Raw genomic sequence first — 19,482 nt, 5'->3', positions numbered from 1 at the left:
CCCCCACGCGGGCGCTGTGCATTTGCTGCTTTCAAAATACTCCCGCGCGGAGCGCTTCCGTCCTATGTCACCAGCGCCTGCATCACCAGATTAAGCCCCGACACCACCAAGAGCGCCTGCGTCCACTGCCGGAACTGCGCCTGTGGCAGCCGGTCCTGCAATCGGTAGCCCAGCACCATGCCGATCTGCGCCGGCACCACCAGCGCGGCAGAAAATGCCAGTGTCTGCGCATTGGCCAGCCCCGTGCCCAGATGCGCCGCCAGCAAGGCCACCGCCCCGATCAGGAACACCACGCCCTGCGCCCGGATCGCCTCCAGCTTGGGAGCGTTGACCGACAGCAGATACACCAGCAACGGTGGCCCCCAGATGCCCGAAACGCCGCCATAGAGCCCCCCGATCACCCCCAGCCCCCATTCCGCCCGGGTGCGATGCTCCAGCCGCAGGGCCAGCGGCACCCCCGCCAGTTGCAGCGCCGCAAAGGCGGTGACCGGCACCCCCAGCAGCAGCAGATAGGCCACACGCGGGATCAGATCGAAAAACTGCGCCGCAATCGTGATGAACACCACCGTGCCGATCAGAAACCGCCGGTATTGCCAGGCCGTCGCCTGTGCCGGGCCAACCCCCTGACGAAAGGCCTGGCTCAGGTTGGTGATCAGCGTCGGCAGGATCAGCCCGGCCAGCGCCACCTCGGGCGGCAGAAAGGCGGAAAACGCCGAAATCATGATCAGCGGCATGGCAAAGCCAACCGCGCCTTTCACAAATCCGGCAAAAAGGGTTACCATCACAGCGGCAATCAGCGGCCACAGGCCCTGTCCCGCAGACACAGAAAGGATCATGTTTTCAATCATCCGCCCTGCATCGCGCGCGGCACCGGAAATGAAAACCCCTTGAATGGCTTTGGCAAACACATGTCGCTGCCAGACCAGACCGGCAATTCGCCTGCGACACTTTCAGTCACTTGACCCGGTTTGCGTTGAAATTAAGTTGCGCTGCACTTGCAAAGTGATTAGCTCCAATGCACTCGCAGAATCCAAGGACAGGAATCGCGCCATGGCCCACGACGGACAGACCCTCCCCCCCTCGCCCCTGCTTGGCGGGCTTCTCGACCTCACAGCGCAGGCCCTGCCCGAGGCAGAGGCCCTGTTCACCCAAGGGCGGGAGAATTTGCGGGCTTTGGTGACGGTCAGCGGCAAGGTATCGGCCCCGGCGATGGAGGCGCACCAATATGCCGCGCATGCGCTGTCCTGGCTGGCCACCTATACCGAAGCCCTGCGCCAGATGCAGGCCTGGGCGCTCCGTCTGCAGGCAGACGGCAGGTTCGGCGAGATGGAGGGGCTGATCCTGCAGATCGCCTATGCCGAGTATCTGAGCCAGATCCAGGGCGGCATCCCGATGAGCCAGGGCGAAATCGCCCGGTTGCAGGATCTGGAGCTTGACGCGCCCGCATGGGGGCCTGCGGCGCAGCGGCTGATGGCGCAAGGCAACACCGCCGCCGCCCGCGCGGCTCTGGTCGCGCTGATGCGCGATGGCCGCGCCAATGCCACCTTTGGCGCGACGGGCCTGGATGACGAGCTGGAGATGATCCGCAACCAGTTCCGCCGCTTTGCCGCCGAACAGGTCGCGCCGTTCGCGCATGAGTGGCACCTGAAGGACGAGCTGATCCCGATGTCGGTGATCGACCAGCTGGCGGAAATGGGCGTGTTCGGCCTGACCATTCCCGAGGAGTTCGGCGGCTTTGGCCTGTCCAAGGCCAGCATGGTGGTGGTGTCGGAAGAGCTGTCGCGCGGCTATATCGGCGTGGGCTCGCTTGGCACCCGCTCCGAGATCGCGGCGGAACTGATCCTGTGCGGTGGCACGGCAGAGCAAAAGGCGCAGTGGCTGCCAAAGCTGGCGAGCGGGGAAATTCTGCCGACGGCGGTGTTCACCGAGCCCAATACCGGCTCGGACCTCGGATCGCTGCGCACCCGCGCGCGGCGCGAGGGCGGGGATTGGACCATCACCGGCAACAAGACCTGGATCACCCACGCCGCCCGGACCCATGTGATGACCGTGCTGGCCCGCTCGGTCGATGCCACCTCCGACTATCGCGGGCTGTCGATGTTCCTGGCCGAAAAGACCCCCGGCACCGATGAAGCCCCGTTTGTCGATCCCGGCCTGTCGGGCGGCGAGATCGAGGTGCTGGGGTATCGCGGCATGAAGGAATACACCGTCAACTTTGACGACTTCAAGGTGAAGGGCGACAACCTGCTGGGCGGGGTCGAGGGCCAGGGCTTCAAGCAACTGATGCAGACCTTTGAATCCGCCCGCATCCAGACCGCTGCCCGCGCCATCGGCGTGGCGCAGAACGCGCTGGATGTGGGGATGAGCTATGCCGAGGACCGCAAGCAGTTCGGCAAGGCCCTGATCGAATTCCCGCGCGTGGCGGGGAAGCTCGCCATGATGGCGGTGGAGATCATGGTGGCGCGTCAGCTGACCTATTTCAGTGCCTGGCAAAAGGACCATGACAAGCGCTGCGATCTTGAGGCCGGGATGGCCAAACTGCTGGGCGCGCGGGTGGCCTGGGCCGCGGCGGACAATGCGCTGCAGATCCATGGCGGCAACGGCTTTGCCTTGGAGTATCAGATCAGCCGCATCCTGTGCGATGCCCGCATCCTCAATATCTTTGAGGGTGCTGCCGAGATTCAAGCGCAGGTGATTGCCCGGCGGCTGCTGGACTGACTTCAGAATGTGACACAGGGGGTCAGGACAAGGTATCGTCTGATATCAGAGCCTTGACCCTGCCGTTTTTACAGATCTTTAACCTTTTCTCCCGGAGCAAAGGGTGCTTTTTGAGTATTTTTTCCAAGATGAATGGGCAAAGCGCTGCGCTTTTGATTTCATCTTGGCAAAAATACTCATCTTGCTGCCCTTGACCGCAGGAGCCGCGCCGGGGCAGTCAGGCCGGTTGGCCGCGCGACGGGCGGGGTACGCCAAGCCGGGGGTGCAGACGGCCCGAGATGGCCCAGGCCAGCAAAAGCCCCGCGCCGGAGGCGGCGAAGATGCCGGTTAGCGGGGCCGCCAGCAGCACCAGCCAGGCCGCACCCGGGGTCAGGATGCCCGACACATCGCGGAAGCTGGAATAGACCGCCGACATTTCGGTGCGCTCTGACGGTTTGACTGCCATCAGGAACGGCAGGCCACCAACGATGTCGAGCAGCACCAGAAACACCGCAGCCAGCATGCAGCACAGCACCGTGGCCCAGGGCAGCGGCGCGACCAGTGCGGCGGCCACGAACAGCACCCCGGAAATTCCGAAGGCAAAGCGCACCGTGCGGCGCACGCTCGCCGCGCGGGCGTAGCGCAGCATCAACGGCGAGGCGAACAGGAGCGCGTTGGACAGGGACAGAGCGACGCCGCCGACCTTGTCGCCCAAGCCAGCCTCGATGCAGAAGATCGGCAGATAGACCACATAGACCCACCAGCCGCAGGAGCGCATCACCGCGAACAGCCAGCCCGCGATCAGGCGCGGCTGGGCAAAGAACCGGCCCAGATAGGCCAGCGGGTTGGCGGCGGGGCCGCGGGCGCGGCTGATCTGTTTGCCATTGCCCAGACGCAGCACCCAGAAGGCGGTGAGCAGAAGCACCGCAAACACCCCCGCCACGATAAAGGGCAAGGGCGCCCAAAGGCTGCGCAGCCAGACGCCCAGCAGCGGCCCGACCGCCCATGGCCCGGCCGAGAACACCATCTGCAGCGACTGGCTGCGGCCCAGATTCTGGCGGTCGATGTAGTCGAGGATATAGGCGTTCAGGCAGACAAAGGTGGTGGCCGTCGCCATCGCCAGACACATCAGCGCCAGCGGCAGCGACCAGCCGCTGCCGAGGATCGCCAGCGTCATCCCGATGAAGTACAGCCCGCAGCCCAGCGTATACATCCAGCGCCGGGGAATGTGGCGGGTGGCCCATGGCACCATCAGCCCCCAGATCATCGACACGATCCCGGCGGTGAAATAGGCCGATGAGGTCGCCTCGGCACTGCCAAGCGCGTCATAGACCGCCAGCGGCATCGCCGAGACCAGCATCCCGCGCACCGCCGATTCGAGACCGGTGAGCAGGGCAAAGCTTTCGACCCGGGGGGTCGGCGCATGCTTCAGGTAAAGGGGGATGTATCTGTTGGCCATGTCACTCTCATCTGCCATCTGCCCAAGTTTTGGGCGCCGGGTCTGATCTGGCCGCGACATTTCGCGTCGCTTGTCTGCTGCGGGCAGATTTAGCCGTTGGCGCGGGCCAACCGGGCCAGCAGGCGGTTGCGGGACTCGGGCAAGGGGGTTGGCCGCGTGTCCGACGCCAGTTCGCGGGCGAGGAAATGTCCGGTGATGGCAAGGGCCTGGGCCACCTCGGCCGGGGTCGCGGGCCCCTGCCCCATCAGCGCCTGTGGCAGCGGCAACAGTTTCGGGGCCCAATCTCCGGCCCCATTGCGCGAGACGGCGCGGCCGGTGCGCGGGCTGACAAAGGCCAGATCGTCGCGCTGTCCGGTCACCGCACAGCGCGAGAGATCAAGGCCAAAGCCGATCTCGTCGAGCAGCAGCAGTTCCCAGCGCAGGTAATCGCCCACCCAGTCGGCGCCGCCCGCCATGGCATCCATCAGCGACAGGGTGCGGGCGTAAAGCAGCGGGTGCGGGTCGCGTTCGGGCAGGCTGATGTGCAGCATCGCGCAGGCGGCGGTGAGGCCCGCGAGCGCCAGCGGGCTTTCCAGCACCGCGGCCCGCGATTGCACGGGTTCGGCCAGAAACACCCCGATCTGATCATCAAGCCGGGCGCGCCAGCTCAGGTCAAGCTGCGCGCCCGGTTGCAGCAAGGGCGCGCGTTTGCGCGAGGCGCCGCCCCGGACCACGCCGAAATGGCGGCCATGGCCGCGGGTAAACACCTCGATGATCGCGGAGCCTTCGCCATGCGGGCGCATGGAAAGAAGGATGCCGTCTTCGCGCCAATCCATGCACTGATCTTTGCAGGCGGAGGGGCGCGGCTGCAAGGGGGGGTTGCCGTCGCGGTGTTGGAGTGCAGATTGGGGGGCATGAGAGTTGCCATGCCGCTTGCGCCCCGCCTGACCGCCCTGATCATCTTTGTCGTCGCCGTGATGTCGCTGCGGTTGCAGTTTGACGCCAACCTTGCCGCCGGGCGCGGCAATTCGCTGGCGCAGGTTCTCTGGGGTCTGGCGCGGTTTTTCACGATATTGACCAACCTGTTGGTCGCGGTGGCGATGGGTCTGGTGGCGATGCGCTGGCGGCTGCCCGCCGGGCTGGCCTTTGCCGGGGTGCTGGCGATCGTGATGGTGGGTTTGGTGTATCACGGGCTGCTGGCGGGGCTGCACAGCCCGACAGGCATGCGGTGGTGGGCGAACGTCGGACTGCACACGGTGGTGCCGCTGCTGGGGCTGGGGTGGTGGCTTGCCTTTGCGCCGGTGCCGGGGTGGCGGGCGCTGCCCTATGGCATGATCTGGCCGCTGGCTTATGCGATCTATGCCGTGCTGCGCGGGGTGGTCGATGGGCGCTGGCCCTATCCGTTCCTGAATGTGAACCGGCTTGGCTGGGACGGGGTGGCGATCAACTGTGCCGGGATGGTGCTGGCCTTTGCCGCCGTGGGGGCGGTGCTGATCGCGGTGAAGCGGCGGCTAGGCTAGGCCGTCTTCGTCCAAGAGGGTACGCCCGGCCTTGTGTTCCAGCTCGATCACCCACAGGTCGGGGTCGCGCTGCCCGGCGCGGGTCAGAGCCGCGTCAACCTCCACCTCCGGCCCCTCGGACATCAGCCGCCAGAGCCGGCTGCCGGTGTTCAGGTCATAGCCGCGCTCATAGGCGCGGGCGGTGCCGTCCAGGAGCGCCACCTTGACCAGCACAGTGCCAGCGGTGGGGTCGCCCTTGCGGGTGACATAGGCCGGAATATCGGCAAGGCGCAGACGGTTGAGATAGGCCGAAACCCAGAGGTCGGCCTTGAGCCGGATGTCAGAAGGCACCTTCAGTCACCGTCTTTGAAGTCCAGCCCCATTTCGGAATAGCGCTCGGGTTCGTCCAGCCAGTTCGGGCGGACCTTGACCTGCAGGAACAGGTGGACGGTGTGGCCCACAAACTCCGAGATGTCGGCGCGGGCGGCAGAGCCGATGGCCTTGATCGTCTCGCCCTTGTTGCCCAGCACGATGCCTTTGTGGCCGTCGCGCATGACATAGATGATCTGGTCGATGCGGGTCGATCCGTCGGGCTTGTCCTCCCATTTTTCGGTCTCGACCGTGAGCTGGTAGGGCAGTTCCTCGTGCAGGCGCAGGGTCAGTTTCTCACGCGTCATCTCGGCGGCGATCATCCGCATCGGCACATCCGCGATCTGGTCTTCGGGGTAGAACCACGGCCCCTCGGGGATCTGAGCAGCCAGCCATTCGCGCAGGTCTTTGACGCCATAGCCTTTTTCGGCGCTGATCATGAAGGTTTTGGCAAAGGGAAACGCCTCGTTCAGCTTTTCGGCCAGGGCCAGCAGCACTTCGGCCTGCACGCGGTCTATCTTGTTGATGGCCAGCGCCACCGGCTGGCCCTGCGGCATCTCATCGCGCATGCGGTCGATGATGGCAGACACGCCTTCGGTCATGCCGCGATGCGCCTCGATCATCAGCACGATCACATCGGCATCAGATGCCCCGCCCCAGGCGGCCTTGACCATGGCGCGGTCCAGACGGCGGCGGGGGCGGAACAGGCCGGGGGTGTCGACAAAGACGATCTGCGAGATGCCCTCGATCGCGACCCCCCTGATCCGGGTGCGGGTGGTCTGCACCTTATGGGTCACGATCGAGACCTTGGCCCCGACCATCCGGTTCAGCAGGGTGGATTTGCCGGCATTGGGTTCGCCGATCAGCGCGACAAAGCCGGCGCGGGTGGTGTCTGTCATGTCTCTTGCTCCAGCCTGGCCAGCAAAGCGCGGGCGGCCTGTTGTTCGGCGATGCGTTTGGAGCCTGCGCGGGCGGTTTCGCGCGCGCCGTTGTCCAGGGTCACTTCGACGGTGAAAATCGGTTGATGGTCGGGGCCTGTGCGTCCGGTCTGTGTATAGCACGGCGGGGTCATGCCGCGGGCCTGCGCCCATTCCTGCAAGGCGGTCTTGGGGTCGCGGGCGTCGTGGTCCACCGCGCCAATGCGGTCGGCCCAGAGCCGCAGCACCAGCGCGCGGGCGGCGTCGAACCCGCCGTCCAGATAGACGGCGGCAATCAGCGCCTCCATGGCGTCGCCCAGAAGCGCCTCTTTGCGGCGGCCGCCGGACAGCATCTCGGACCGGCCCAGCTTCATCACCTCGCCCAGACCGATGGCGCGGGCGACATCGGCGCAGGTTTCCTTGCGCACCATGGCGTTGAAGCGCGGGGCCAGCTGCCCCTCGGTCGCGGCCTCATCGGCGCCCAGCAGCGCCTCGGCCATCACAAGGCCCAGCACCCGGTCGCCCAGAAACTCCAGCCGCTGGTTGTCGGGCCGGGTCTGCGACGACAGCGAAGCATGGGTCACGGCGCGGACCAGCAGCTCGGGCGTGTGGAACGTGTGCCCGATCCGGCCTTCAAAGGCCTTGAGGTCCGCAGCCAGCCTCATTCCACCGCCTTGAAGAAACGATCCGAACGCCAGGTCCAGAAGTACAGCATCGAGCGGCCAGCAGAGGAGAACATGATCCGGTCAGCGCGGCCGATCAGGTGGTCGGCGGGCACAAAGCCCACGCCGCCCACAGCCTGCACAAAGCGGCTGTCCTGAGAATTGTCGCGGTTGTCGCCCATGAAGAAGTAATGCCCCGCAGGCACGGTAAACACATCGGTGTTGTCGCCCGCGCCATTGGTGTCGATGTTGAGCACGTCATGCGTGCGCCCCCCCGGCAGGGTTTCGCGCGATTTCGACTTGGTGCAGATGTCGCCCTGACCCACCGGGCCGTTTTCGCAGCGCGGCAGCTGGCCCATCGGACCCTGCTGCTCATAAAGCTCGCTGAACTGGCCTGCGGCTTCCTGCGGCACCGCTTCGCCGTTCAGATAGACCACGCCCGCGCGCATCTGCACGGTATCCCCAGGCAGACCGATCAGGCGCTTGATGAAATCCGATCCGTTGACCGGATGGCGGAACACCACCACATCGCCGCGCTCGGGCTCGCTGAAGAACAGGCGGCCGTCAAACGGGCAGGCCGAGAACGGGCAGGAATAGCGGCTGTAGCCATAGGCCATCTTGTTGACGAACAAAAAGTCGCCGATCAGCAGCGTGTCTTTCATGCTGCCCGAGGGAATCCAGAATGGCTGAAAAAACAAGGTGCGGAACACGCCTGCAATCAACAATGCATAGACCACTGTCTTGATCGTCTCGACGATGCCGCCGTCGTTTTTTGCCGTGCTGGCCATGCCGTATCCACCTTGCTGCTCTTCGGGCCGCTTCATGCGCCCTGCGCCTGCGCGAGTCAAGTTCGCCCCGGCGCGGGGGCGTCCGGGTGCAGACCGGGGGGCAGGTGCGCCAGCGGGCGCGCCTCGATCACCACAAATGCCTGCGCCCAGGGGTGGTCATCGGTCAGCGTCACATGGATCACCGCCGCATGCCCCGCCGGAGTCATCGCCTGCAACCGCTCGGCGGCCCAGCCGGTGAGGTGCATCACCGGCTGGCCGGTGGGCAGATTGGTCACCGCCATGTCTTTCCAGGCTATGCCCATGCGCAACCCGGTGCCCAGGGCCTTGGAACAGGCCTCTTTCGCGGCCCAGCGTTTGGCATAGGTGGCGGCCACGCCATGCGGGCGGCTGGCGGCCTTGCGCTGTTCATGGTCGGTAAAGACTCGGCTGCGGAAGCGGTCGCCAAACCGCGCAAGGGTGGCATCGATGCGGTCGATATTGGCCAGATCGCTGCCGATGCCAAGGATCATCGCTCTAGTCCAGCCGTCCGGTGATGGCCCCTGTGGCCTGATTGATGGTGACATGCAAAACGGTGTCAGTGAACACATCCCCACCAGACGATCGCTTTGCCGACAGGGACACGGTCAGCCCTGTGGCAGGGTCATAGCGGGCGGTGGCCCCCGCAACCGACACCCCGGCAAACCCAAAACTCCCGTCAGCCGACATCACCCGGCACTGACGCTCGCCCAGTTCATTGCGGGGCGGCGACAGGATCAGCAGATGATAAGCCCCGGCGGCGGGCTCCTGCACATCCATCACCGCCAGACGGATCGCGCCATTGGCAAAGGTGGCGGTGTTGTCTTCCCACGGCTCGGCAATCGCCTGCGCTGCGGCGCGCCAGTCACATTCCGCCACATCCTGCGCCGCTGCAGGTGACGCGAGCGCCAAGGCCAGCCCCAGCCCCGCGGCGGGCAACCAAGTGCCCCGCCGCTGCCATTTGCACCTTTTCCAAATACTCATCTTTTCCCGATCCGCCCCGCGCGCCACGCTCACAGCCCCCGTGCCGCGTCCATCCGGCGACGCATCTCTTCGATTGCCGGACCAAGACCCAGGAACACCGCTTCGCCGATCAGGAAATGGCCGATGTTCAGCTCGACCACCTGCGGGATGGCGGCGATGGGGGCGACGTTGTCATAGGTCAGGCCGTGCCCGGCATGCACCTCCAGCCCCAGACTGGCGGCCAGCGCCGCGCCCTGGCGCAGGGCGTCGAGTTCGGCTTCGGCCGCGTCGATCCGGCCTTCGGCGTGGAGGTCGGAATAGTGGCCGGTGTGCAGTTCGATCACGGCGGCACCGATGCGGGCGGCGGCTTCGATCTGGCGGGCGTCATGGCCGATGAACAGGCTGACCCGCGCGCCGGCGTCGCGCAAGGGTGTGATGAAGCTGGCAAGCCGGGCCGCATCGCCCGCCACATCAAGCCCGCCTTCGGTGGTGCGTTCCTCGCGGCGTTCGGGCACCAGACAGACAGCATGCGGTTTTGTGGCCAGACAGATCGCCTGCATCTCGGCGGTAGCGCCGCATTCAAAGTTCAGCGGGATGCCGATGCCCGCTTTCAGCGCCGCCATATCTGCATCGCGGATGTGGCGGCGGTCTTCGCGCAGGTGGGCGGTGATGCCGTCGGCCCCTGCCGCTTCAGCCAGCAATGCTGCGCGCAGCGGGTCGGGCCAGACCGCCCCGCGCGCGTTGCGCAAGGTGGCCACGTGGTCGATGTTGATCCCGAGCCGCAGCTTGCCGCTATAGGTCTTGCCGGTTTGTGTCATGGCCCCGTCTTTCCTGTCAGCGTCGTCTTGTCGTCGCGCGCCGAGGTTACGGCGCAGACGGGGGGAGGTCATCCCCTTCTTTTGTACCCGGCACAGAGGTTTTGCCGCCGTCACCGCGCAGCGCAAGCGCCGCCAGCTTTTCGCGCAGCAAGAGCCGCTTGTCGCTGCGTTCCTTGAACTTGACGGCCCGGGCCTTCTGATAGGCCTCTACCAACGGGATGGTGATGTAATAAAAGATCAGGCTGAGCAGAATGCCCGGCCCCAGCGCGCCGATGAAATAGGGCAGGTAAATATCGGACCAGAACTGCGCCAGTCCGTCCCAATGCATATGCGCAGGGCCAAAGATCGCATGGAAATTGTGCCACAGTTCCACTCCGGCGCGGGCAAAGCCATCGCCGATGGCCTCGGCGCTCAGCGGCGTGTCGATGCCCAGCATCCAGTGGCCAAGGCTGATCGCCCCCACTGCAAAGAATGGCGTGGTGATCGGGTTGGAGTTGAAGGTGGCCAGCAGCGCCGCGAGCACATTGCCGCGCATCAGCCAGGCCAGCCCCCAGGCCCCCAGGAACTGCAGGCCGGGCAGCGGCAGAAAGCCGATCAGACTGCCCGCGAACACGCCCCGCGCAATGCGGTGCGGGCGGTCTGGCAGGCGGCGCATGCGGTGGATCACATATTGGGTCGCACGGCGAAATCCCCCGGTCGGGTAGAACATCTCCCGCACCCAAGCCAGCCAGCCCCGCCGGTCGCGCCTTTTGAAAACCACGTTCTTCCTCGCTTAGGCCGCTGCCGCGCCAAAGAGCGGCGGAGGGCTTGGCCAGACATGTGCCGGAATACATGACTTGGCAATGACTGGCACGTCAGAAAATACCTGCGGCGGACAGGGTTTCGTGAAGATTGCGCAGAGGCGCGGGACAATCGGTCGCAGCATCAGCTTTCTCCGGCAGTGCCGTCATCGGCCGCAGAGCGCGCGCGCAAGCGGGCGGCGGCGCGTTCGCGCAACGCTTCGGCCCGGTCGCGGCGCTTTTTCTGGCGCAGTTTCTGATAGCCAAGAATGATGGGCAGGCTGATGTAATAGCATACGGTGGCCGCGATCAGGCCGGGGCCGATGCCGCCGACCAGATAGGGTTTGAACAACCCGTAGTAAAAGTGCCGCAGCTGCGCCCATTGCGTCGGGGTATCGGTAAAAATGGCGACAATATTCGTCCAGATCTCGCCCCCGGCATTGGTAAAGGCCGACAGGATCAGCCGCGCCGGCACAGCATCCACCCCGGTGCCCAGAATCCAGTGCCCAAGCTGAACAGAGCTCACCGCGATAAGGGGAAAGGTGATCGGATTGCCGAAAAACGTCGCAAAGATCGCGGCAATCATATTGCCGCGCATCAGGAACGCCATCAGGGCCGAGGCAAAGAAATGCAGGCCGAACAAGGGGGTAAAAGAGATGAACACCCCGGCAAAGATACCGCGCGCGATCCGGTGCGGCGGATCGGGCAGCCGGGTCAGCCGGTGCCAGACGTAATACGCCGCGCGCAGCCACCCGCCTTGCGGATAGACCAAGGCCTTGAGCCGATCTGGCCACGACCTTTTGTTGCGGCGACGAAACACCACCTTTCAGCTCCCTTTTCCCTCATCTGCCGCACGCTTGCGCTATGGCTTGCGGGTTTTATCACGATAGCGCGTCACCTGCGCAACATCGGTTTCCGCTTCAAGCGCTGTCATCACCATATGCAGATGTTCGACATCGCGCAGGTCAACATCGACAATCAGACGATAAAAGTCTGGTTTGCGGTCTGTAAAGCGCAGATCAGAGATATTGGCGCGCTGCTCGCCAATCAAGGTGCAGATGCGGCCAAGAACACCGGCATCATTGGCAATCGTCATTTCCATGGTCACGGTGTGCACTGCGGCATGGCGGCCGGAGTGCCAGGCCAGATCAACCCAACGGTCGGTCTGCTCCTCGAACTCCTCAAGCGCGGGGCAGTCTATGGAATGGGCCACCACGCCCTTGCCGCGATAGGTGATGCCGACGATCCGTTCGCCCGGCACCGGCTGGCAGCAGGGCGCGCGGCGGAACGCCTGATCATCGGACAGGCCCAGCACAGGGCGGGTGGCATCGACCACCTCCAGATCGGCGCGGGCCAGTTCGGGATACAGCGTTTCGACCACGCGGCGCGCAGTCAGCTCGGCCGAGCCAAGCCGGGCCAGCAGATCTTCCTGATCGTTCAGGCCCAGCATCTTGGCGGCGGTGCGCAGGGCCTTTTCGCTGGCCTTTTTGCCGACGTGATCAAAGGCCGCGCGCGCCAGTTCCTGCCCCAGCTTGATAAAGCGGCCCCGGTCTTCTTCGCGCAGGGATTTGCGGATCGCGGCCTTGGCGCGGCCCGTGGTCACGATGTCGATCCAGCTGGACTGCGGGCGCTGGCCTTCGGCGGTGATGATCTCGACCGACTGGCCATTTTTCAGCCGGGTCCAGAGCGGCACGCGGATGCCATCGACCTTGGCCGAAACGCAGGAATTGCCGATGCGGGTGTGGATCGAATAGGCGTAATCCAGCGGGGTCGCCCCGCGCGGCAGCTGCACCACATCGCCCTTTGGCGTGAAGCAGAACACCTGATCGGAATACATCTCAAGCTTGACGTGTTCGAGAAACTCGTCGTGATTGCCTTCGTCAAAGCGTTCGGTCATCGACGCGATCCACTTGCCGGGATCAATGGCAAAGGGGTTTTGCGCGCGCACGCCTTCGCGGTACGACCAGTGGGCCGCGACGCCCGCTTCGGCCACTTCGTGCATCTCGCGGGTACGGATCTGCACCTCGACCCGCTTGCCATCGCGGCCTGAAACGGTGGTATGAATCGACCGGTAGCCGTTCGACTTTGGCTGGCTGATGTAATCCTTGAACCTGCCCGGCACCGAGCGCCAGCGCTGGTGGATCACGCCAAGGATGCGGTAGCAATCGGCCACCGAATTGCAGATGATGCGGAACCCGTAGATGTCGGACAGGCGCGAAAACGCCAGATCCTTTTCCTGCATCTTGCGCCAGATCGAATAGGGTTTCTTGGCGCGCCCGTAAACCGTCGCTTCCAGATCGACCTTTTCCAGCTCGTGCCGGATGTCGGCGGTGATCTTGTGAACCACATCGCCGGCTTCGCGTTGCAGGGTCAGAAAGCGGCGGATGATGGAGTTGCGCGCATCGGGGTTGAGCACCTTGAAGGACAGATCCTCCAGCTCTTCCCGCATCCATTGCATGCCCATACGCCCGGCCAGCGGGGCATAGATTTCCATGGTTTCGCGGGCCTTCTGCGCCTGCTTTTCCACCCGCATGCTTTTGATCGTGCGCATGTTGTGCAGGCGGTCGGCGAGTTTGACCAGAATCACCCGCAGGTCTTTTGACATTGCCATGAACAGCTTGCGGAAGTTTTCCGCCTGCTGGGTTTCAGTGCTGGAGAGTTGCAGGTTGGTCAGCTTGGTGACGCCATCGACCAGTTCGGCCACCTCTTGCCCGAACTGACGCTCGACCTCGGAATAGGTGGATTTGGTGTCCTCGATGGTGTCGTGCAGCAGGGCGGTCACGATCGAGGCATCATCCAGCCGTTGTTCGGTCAGGATGGCGGCGACGGCGACGGGATGGGTGAAATAGGGTTCACCCGATTTGCGCATCTGTCCTTCGTGCATCTGCATGCCATACGCATAGGCGCGGCGGATCAGATCGGCGTTGGTGCGCGGATTGTAGTTGCGGACAAGGGCGATGAGGTCTTCTACGTCGATCATCATCGCCCCTGATGCGGGGTTCTCCCCTTAGAGTTCGCTGCTCAAAGCTCGCCTTGTGCTTCCATCAGGGCGCGCAGCAGCTTTTCTTCGGACATATCGTCCTGCATCGGGCGGTCAATCTCGCCCGACATCAGCAGCGCCATCTGATCATCTTCAGGCTCATCGACCTCGATCTGGGTCTGATGGCTTTCGATCATCCGCTCGCGCAGCGATTCTGCCGACTGGGTTTCATCGGCGATCTCGCGCAGGGCGACGACCGGATTTTTGTCATTGTCGCGATCAATGGTCAGCGGCGACCCGGACTGGATTTCGCGCGCCCGGTGGGCGGCGAGCATCACCAGTTCGAACCGATTCGGAACCTTGTCAACGCAGTCTTCAACCGTCACGCGGGCCATGGACGACTCCAGTAGGTCTTGGGGGCATGGAAAGTGAGTGTTTACGCGCGATGCCGGGCCTTGACAACCCCGGATTCCGGCCGGGAGTCAGGAAAGCGCCTGCACTTCGGCGCGATCTGTCGCCGGAAGGGCGGCCAGCATCTGCGCAACACTGCGCTGCAACAGGGGGTGAACCCAATCAGGCGCGACCTCGGCCAGCGGCACCAGCACAAAGGCGCGGTCCTGAAGCCGGGGGTGCGGCAGGATCAGCTCGGTTGGCGTCAGCCGCGACTGATCGCCCGGGGGCAGGTCACGCCAATGGGTCTGGGTGGCGGCGTCAGGCAACACCAGATCGCCGAACGCCAGCAGGTCGATGTCCAGCGTGCGCATGCCCCAGCGGGTCTCACGGCTGCGGCCAAAGCGGGATTCGACGGCGTGCAAGTGGTGCAAGAGGGCGAGTGGCGTGACCGACGGTGCCAGATCCAGCACCGCTGCCGCGTTCACATAATCGGGACCGGCATTTTTTGGAAAGCAGGGCGTCTTGAATAGTCGGCTCTGGAACATAACTCTGACTTCAGTGTTGCCAAGAGTTGCCATCGCTGAAGCGAGGGTCTGCTCTGGCAAGGTGTCACCATGGGGAAGGTTGGCGCCAAACGCTACTAAAGCCTGCATTTTGTTCGTCATAAATATCTTACACTTTCGTATAGAGCAGCTTGCAGCGCAAAGTTCTGACCTGATACTAGCTCCTGTGTTTTGATCGCGCCATATCCGTTCGCCAGCAGACCACTCGCAGACGGCGCGGCCGGAACAGGATTTTCGAGGGGAATTATAGATGTTTTACAAAGACGAACGGCTTGCGTTGTTTATTGATGGTTCAAACCTTTACGCTGCGGCCAAATCGCTGGGGTTTGACATCGATTACAAGCTCTTGCGGCAGGAATTCATGCGGCGGGGCAAGTTGCTGCGGGCATTTTACTATACCGCATTGTTGGAGAATGACGAGTATTCGCCGATCCGCCCGCTGGTGGACTGGCTGCACTACAACGGGTTTACCATGGTGACCAAACCCGCCAAGGAATATACCGACAGTCAGGGCCGCCGGAAGGTCAAAGGCAACATGGATATCGAGCTGGCCGTCGATGCCATGGAACTGGCCCCACGGGTGGACCACATCGTTCTGTTTTCCGGGGATGGGGATTTCCGGCCGCTGATCGAAAGCCTGCAACGGCAGGGCGTGCGGGTGTCGGTGGTGTCGACCATCCGCAGCCAGCCACCGATGATTGCCGACGAGTTGCGGCGTCAGTGCGACAACTTTATCGAGCTGGATGAGCTGCGCGACGTGATCGGCCGCCCGCCCCGCGAACCGCGCGCCCTGAACGAGCGGGAAGACGCGGGCGAGATGGTGAAGTAAGACAACGGGGCGCAGCGGCGCCCCGTTTTTTTTTTGCGGGGTCATTGATCCTGCAACAGACGGCGCAGGCGCGGCCCGACTTCAGTGAACCCGTTGCACCGATAGAACGCAAGCGTACGGTGCCATTCCGGCTGACCGGGTGCGCCGACTTCGATGCGATGCCACCCCCGCGCAATCCCTTCGGCCTGCGCATGGTCCAGCAGGCGTTTTGCTATACCCTGTGACCGCATGTCCGGGCGGATATAAAGCTCGGAAATTTCGCCGAACCGGCCTCCGGCATAGATCGCGGCACATTCGTTCAACGTCATGACGCCGACAGGCTTTGCATCCACCGATGCGATCAGCGCTATGACGCCGGGGCCCGCAAGGACAGAACCCGCGCGCGCCGTGACATCTTGCAGCGAAGGCGGGGCACCTGCGGTCAACTCATCAAGCAGAGCGTGAACAAAACGGGCCACGGTTGCGGTTTCATTCTGGCCCGCGCGGTGAATGGTAACGGATTTCATATCAATTCCTTGTGCCCGGGTGACGACTGCAGGACTGAACAATTTGATCAAATTCGCCTGACGCGCAAGGCACACTTTGTGTAGTGAGGTGGCAATGAGTCTGACAAAATTCATGTTTCCTTTTTGTTCTCACCTGATATGATCTGACCACACCGCTGAGGAGGCAATCTTGTCGGATCAACAGGATAAGTTCGCGCGCTTCAGCGCGCTACATGCCAGAGATCATGCGTTTGTCATTCCCAACCCCTGGGACGCGGGATCGGCGCGGTTGCTTGCAAGTCTGGGGTTTGAGGCGCTGGCGACAACCAGCGCGGGATATGCGTTTTCAAAGGGAAAGCTGGATTCATCCGCCAACCTGTCGCGTGCTGAAATTCTGGCCAATGCCGCAGAAATTGTCGCGGCCACCGGCCTGCCGGTCTCTGCCGATCTGGAAGATGGTTTTGGCGCGGCACCGGGAACCTGTGCCGAAACCGTGCGTCTGGCCTGTGCGGCCGGTCTTGTCGGTGGATCGGTTGAGGATGCGACCGGCGATCCGTTGCATCCGATTTACGATTTTTCCCAATCGGTTGAACGTATCCACGCTGCGGCAGAGGCGGCGCGGGATCTGCCGTTTCTGCTGACCGCCCGGGCCGAGAATTTCCTTTGGGACAAGCCCGATCTGGATGACACGATCCGGCGGCTTCAGGCGTTTTCTGCAGCCGGGGCACAGGTTCTGTATGCGCCCGGATTGCCGGATATTGATGCTATCCGCATGGTTTGCGCCGCTGTCGACCGGCCGGTGAATGTGGTCATGGGCTTGCGCGGGCCACACTATTCGGTGGCAGACCTGTCAGCTGCGGGGGTGCGGCGGATCAGTGTTGGCGGATCCTTTGCGCGTGCAGCGCTGGGTGCACTGATGCGCGCGGCGGTGGAAGTCAGGACCAGTGGCACGTTCGGTTATGCAGCGGATGCCCTGCCCGCGAAGGTCATCGCAGATCTGATGGCGCGTGATAGCGGCGGCGACAGGGCGTGACCGCGACGGTGAGCCGCAGAGCGGTGCGCCTGCACCGCTTTCGCCAACACCGCTTTCGATAGACGGTCGCGCGAAACCGCATTAGGGCGGGCATCATGCGTATGACGGGTCATAGGGTGCCGGGCCGTTGCGGCCAACGGCTGGGTGCAGCATGCTGACCGGCTCCTCGCTGGCCGGGCTGTTTGTGGCGGCGTTTCTGGCGGCAACGCCGGTGCCGTTTCAATCCGAGGTGGTATTTCTGGCGCTGATGGCGCAGGGCACGGTGCCGGTGGTCGCGCTGGTTCTGGTGGCATCGGTGGGCAATATCCTTGGGTCATGCGTGACATATGCGTTGGGCCGAGGTCTGGGCGGCGACCGGGGCGCGCGGTGGCTGGGGCTGACCCCGGCGCGGCAGGCAAAGGCCGAGCGCTGGTTCGGGCGCTGGGGGATCTGGGCGCTGCTGTTCAGCTGGGCGCCGGGGGGCGATCTGATTGTGGCGCTGTCGGGGGCGTTGCGGGTGCCCCTGCCCCGGTTTGTGGTGCTGGTCACGATCGCCAAGACCGTGCGCTACACGGTGGTGGCGCTGATCGGGCTGGGGATCTGGAGCTGATCACTTTGGCGGGGCCGGTGTATCTGGGACTGGACCTCGGGGCTGCATCGCCTTACCTCTGGACCAGACCCTGACCCTGTAGGCCTGCCATGACCGATCTGCCGCCCCTCCATCTCTACCTTGCCGCGCCGCGCGGATTTTGCGCCGGGGTGGACCGGGCGATCAAGATTGTCGAACTGGCTTTGCTCAAATGGGGCGCGCCGGTCTATGTGCGGCACGAGATCGTACACAACAAGTTTGTCGTCGATGCGCTACGCGCCCAAGGCGCTGTCTTTGTCGAAGAACTGGACGATTGCCCGCCCGACCGCCCGGTGGTGTTTTCCGCGCATGGCGTGCCAAAAGCCGTGCCCGCCGAAGCGGCCCGGCGCGAGATGATTGCGGTCGATGCCACCTGCCCGCTGGTGACCAAGGTGCATAACGAGGCGGCGCGGCATCATGAGGCCGGCTTGCAGATGATCATGATCGGCCACGCGGGCCACCCGGAAACCGTGGGCACCATGGGGCAGTTGCCGGATGGCGAGGTGCTTCTGGTCGAGACGGTGGCCGATGTGGCGGGGCTGAGCGTGCGCGATCCGGAAAAGCTGGCCTTCATCACCCAGACCACGCTGTCGGTCGATGACACGGCGGATATCGCAGCGGCGCTGAAGGCGCGGTTTCCCGCGATCCATGCCCCCGCGCATGAGGATATCTGCTACGCCACCACCAACCGGCAGATGGCGGTCAAGGCGATTGCCCCGCGCATTGATGCGCTCTTGGTGATCGGCGCGCCGAATTCGTCGAACTCCAAGCGGCTGGTCGAGGTGGGGTCAGCGGCCGGCTGCGGCTATTCGCAGCTGATCCAGCGGGCGACGGATATCGACTGGCGCGCGCTGGACGGCATCCGGTCGGTGGGCATCACCGCAGGCGCATCCGCGCCGGAGGTGCTGGTGAACGAGGTGATCGACGCGTTCCGTGCCCGGTTTGCGACCACGGTGGAACTGGTCGAGACCGCGCAGGAGAACATCGAGTTCAAGGTGCCGCGCATTCTGCGCGAGCCGGTTCAGACCTGAGCCGCATGGCAGGGCGGCAACAGCGCCGCCATTTTGCCGCGCATGGCTGGACCCCGCACCAGAGCGGGCTATCACTTGCGGCCAAGAAGTTGTTGCAGGTGGTGCGGTGGAGCCTATTCCGAGAACGGCCCTGATCCTTGGGGTGGCCGGGCTGTTTCCCTTTGTCTGGGGTGCGGCGACCGGGCTTTTGCCGGGGCTGGCCGGGTGGGGCGCGCAATACATGGGGCCGCTGTTCATCGGCAGCTACGTCAGCCTGACCTATGGCACCGTGATCCTGTCGTTCATGTCCGGCGTGCTCTGGGGCTTTGCCACCAAGGCCAGCGGGCCAGAGGCGGCGACGGGCTATATCCTGTCGGTGGCCCCGGCCTTGTGGGCGTTTTTCATGGTGAACGGCAGCGCGGGGGATGCGGCGGTCAACCTGTTTGCCGGTTTCCTCGGGCTTTTGCTGCTGGACTGGCATTTCTGGAAGATGGGCACCGCGCCGGACTGGTGGCTGCGGTTCCGCGCCGGGCTGACCGGCGTGGTGCTGATCTGCCTGCTGGTGCCGATCCTCGGCTGATCGGGCGTTGACCCCTGCCCCGCCCCGGCCTATCCCGGCGTGACGAGATGAGGGGTC

The 19,482-nt window shown here is 64.2% G+C and carries 23 protein-coding genes; 7 read left to right on the top strand and 16 right to left on the bottom strand.

Translation table 11 applies throughout. The features are described 5' to 3' along the window. Positions 1–62: 62 nt before the first annotated feature. Positions 63–824 carry a sulfite exporter TauE/SafE family protein gene (locus J2X53_RS01265; RefSeq protein ID WP_349035673.1) on the bottom strand — a complete coding sequence of 254 codons (762 nt, stop codon included), beginning with the start codon at positions 822–824 and terminating at the stop codon, positions 63–65. A 226-nt stretch (positions 825–1,050) separates the two neighbouring features. Here J2X53_RS01265 and J2X53_RS01260 point away from each other — a divergent pair, with 226 nt between their 5' ends. Then, complete coding sequence (locus J2X53_RS01260) at positions 1,051–2,718, top strand: acyl-CoA dehydrogenase family protein (protein WP_349035672.1); 1,668 nt, start codon at positions 1,051–1,053, stop codon at positions 2,716–2,718. Between the two features lie 217 nt (positions 2,719–2,935). On the opposite strand, the gene J2X53_RS01255 is transcribed toward J2X53_RS01260, so the two are convergent. Together J2X53_RS01255 and recO are read right to left on the bottom strand one after the other, a co-directional pair. Then, positions 2,936–4,156, bottom strand: coding sequence for an MFS transporter (locus J2X53_RS01255; protein WP_349035671.1), 1,221 nt, complete (start codon positions 4,154–4,156; stop codon positions 2,936–2,938). A gap of 89 nt (positions 4,157–4,245) precedes the next feature. Beyond that, positions 4,246–4,971 (bottom strand): DNA repair protein RecO, encoded by a 726-nt coding sequence (gene recO, locus J2X53_RS01250; RefSeq protein ID WP_349035670.1) that lies wholly within the window; start codon positions 4,969–4,971, stop codon positions 4,246–4,248. Positions 4,972–5,061: 90 nt separating this feature from the next. On the opposite strand from recO, the gene J2X53_RS01245 reads away from it, so the two are divergent. Beyond that, a complete protein-coding gene (locus tag J2X53_RS01245) occupies positions 5,062–5,655 on the top strand; it encodes a Pr6Pr family membrane protein (protein ID WP_349035669.1) in 594 nt (197 codons plus the stop codon). Here J2X53_RS01245 and J2X53_RS01240 read toward each other — a convergent pair. From J2X53_RS01240 to folK, 12 genes are all read right to left on the bottom strand, one after another. Then, positions 5,647–5,985, bottom strand: coding sequence for a DUF1491 family protein (locus J2X53_RS01240; protein ID WP_349035668.1), 339 nt, complete (start codon positions 5,983–5,985; stop codon positions 5,647–5,649). The genes J2X53_RS01245 and J2X53_RS01240 overlap by 9 nt on opposite strands. A 2-nt stretch (positions 5,986–5,987) precedes the next feature. Then, positions 5,988–6,902, bottom strand: coding sequence for a GTPase Era (era, locus tag J2X53_RS01235; protein ID WP_349035667.1), 915 nt, complete (start codon positions 6,900–6,902; stop codon positions 5,988–5,990). Continuing rightward, on the bottom strand, positions 6,899–7,585 hold the full coding sequence (gene rnc / locus J2X53_RS01230; RefSeq protein WP_349035666.1) for a ribonuclease III: 687 nt from the start codon (positions 7,583–7,585) through the stop codon (positions 6,899–6,901). The genes era and rnc overlap by 4 nt, the downstream gene beginning before the upstream one ends. Next, the gene (gene lepB / locus J2X53_RS01225) at positions 7,582–8,370 is read right to left on the bottom strand and encodes a signal peptidase I (RefSeq protein ID WP_349036272.1); all 789 of its coding nucleotides are present in this window, start codon (positions 8,368–8,370) and stop codon (positions 7,582–7,584) included. The genes rnc and lepB overlap by 4 nt, the downstream gene beginning before the upstream one ends. A 56-nt stretch (positions 8,371–8,426) precedes the next feature. Beyond that, positions 8,427–8,879, bottom strand: a complete 453-nt coding sequence (gene acpS, locus J2X53_RS01220; protein WP_349035665.1) for a holo-ACP synthase — start codon at positions 8,877–8,879, stop codon at positions 8,427–8,429. 4 nt (positions 8,880–8,883) lie between these two features. Next, on the bottom strand, positions 8,884–9,324 hold the full coding sequence (locus J2X53_RS01215; protein ID WP_349035664.1) for a hypothetical protein: 441 nt from the start codon (positions 9,322–9,324) through the stop codon (positions 8,884–8,886). A 74-nt stretch (positions 9,325–9,398) separates the two neighbouring features. Then, a complete protein-coding gene (locus J2X53_RS01210; RefSeq protein WP_349035663.1) occupies positions 9,399–10,166 on the bottom strand; it encodes a pyridoxine 5'-phosphate synthase in 768 nt (255 codons plus the stop codon). A 46-nt stretch (positions 10,167–10,212) separates the two neighbouring features. Then, positions 10,213–10,926: a DUF2062 domain-containing protein gene (locus J2X53_RS01205; RefSeq protein ID WP_349035662.1), complete on the bottom strand. Its 714-nt coding sequence runs from the start codon at positions 10,924–10,926 to the stop codon at positions 10,213–10,215. Between the two features lie 164 nt (positions 10,927–11,090). Then, positions 11,091–11,768 (bottom strand): DUF2062 domain-containing protein, encoded by a 678-nt coding sequence (locus tag J2X53_RS01200; RefSeq protein WP_349035661.1) that lies wholly within the window; start codon positions 11,766–11,768, stop codon positions 11,091–11,093. A gap of 39 nt (positions 11,769–11,807) precedes the next feature. Continuing rightward, a complete protein-coding gene (locus J2X53_RS01195; protein WP_349035660.1) occupies positions 11,808–13,925 on the bottom strand; it encodes a bifunctional (p)ppGpp synthetase/guanosine-3',5'-bis(diphosphate) 3'-pyrophosphohydrolase in 2,118 nt (705 codons plus the stop codon). Positions 13,926–13,966: 41 nt separating this feature from the next. Continuing rightward, positions 13,967–14,320, bottom strand: a complete 354-nt coding sequence (gene rpoZ / locus J2X53_RS01190; protein WP_118150331.1) for a DNA-directed RNA polymerase subunit omega — start codon at positions 14,318–14,320, stop codon at positions 13,967–13,969. Positions 14,321–14,407: 87 nt separating this feature from the next. After that, positions 14,408–14,971, bottom strand: coding sequence for a 2-amino-4-hydroxy-6-hydroxymethyldihydropteridine diphosphokinase (folK, locus tag J2X53_RS01185; protein WP_349035659.1), 564 nt, complete (start codon positions 14,969–14,971; stop codon positions 14,408–14,410). A 160-nt stretch (positions 14,972–15,131) separates the two neighbouring features. On the opposite strand from folK, the gene J2X53_RS01180 reads away from it, so the two are divergent. Next, a complete protein-coding gene (locus J2X53_RS01180) occupies positions 15,132–15,710 on the top strand; it encodes an NYN domain-containing protein (protein ID WP_349035658.1) in 579 nt (192 codons plus the stop codon). Between the two features lie 41 nt (positions 15,711–15,751). Here the strand turns inward: J2X53_RS01180 and J2X53_RS01175 are convergent, their stop codons facing one another. Continuing rightward, entirely contained in the window at positions 15,752–16,216 is a 465-nt protein-coding gene (locus tag J2X53_RS01175) for a GNAT family N-acetyltransferase (protein WP_349035657.1), read from the bottom strand. 169 nt (positions 16,217–16,385) lie between these two features. Between J2X53_RS01175 and J2X53_RS01170 the strand changes: the two genes are divergently transcribed. The 4 genes from J2X53_RS01170 to J2X53_RS01155 all read left to right on the top strand — a co-directional run bounded on the left by J2X53_RS01170 (position 16,386) and on the right by J2X53_RS01155 (position 19,425). Continuing rightward, on the top strand, positions 16,386–17,228 hold the full coding sequence (locus J2X53_RS01170) for an isocitrate lyase/phosphoenolpyruvate mutase family protein (protein WP_349035656.1): 843 nt from the start codon (positions 16,386–16,388) through the stop codon (positions 17,226–17,228). 151 nt (positions 17,229–17,379) lie between these two features. Continuing rightward, a complete protein-coding gene (locus J2X53_RS01165) occupies positions 17,380–17,817 on the top strand; it encodes a VTT domain-containing protein (RefSeq protein WP_349035655.1) in 438 nt (145 codons plus the stop codon). 89 nt (positions 17,818–17,906) lie between these two features. Next, the gene (gene ispH / locus J2X53_RS01160; RefSeq protein ID WP_349035654.1) at positions 17,907–18,866 is read left to right on the top strand and encodes a 4-hydroxy-3-methylbut-2-enyl diphosphate reductase; all 960 of its coding nucleotides are present in this window, start codon (positions 17,907–17,909) and stop codon (positions 18,864–18,866) included. A 106-nt stretch (positions 18,867–18,972) separates the two neighbouring features. Beyond that, the gene (locus J2X53_RS01155) at positions 18,973–19,425 is read left to right on the top strand and encodes a DUF3429 domain-containing protein (protein ID WP_349035653.1); all 453 of its coding nucleotides are present in this window, start codon (positions 18,973–18,975) and stop codon (positions 19,423–19,425) included. Positions 19,426–19,482 lie beyond the last annotated feature (57 nt).

This window comes from Pseudotabrizicola sp. 4114 (assembly GCF_031457365.1).
Classification (GTDB): domain Bacteria; phylum Pseudomonadota; class Alphaproteobacteria; order Rhodobacterales; family Rhodobacteraceae; genus Pseudotabrizicola.
This window is presented reverse-complemented; position numbering and strand designations above follow the sequence as displayed.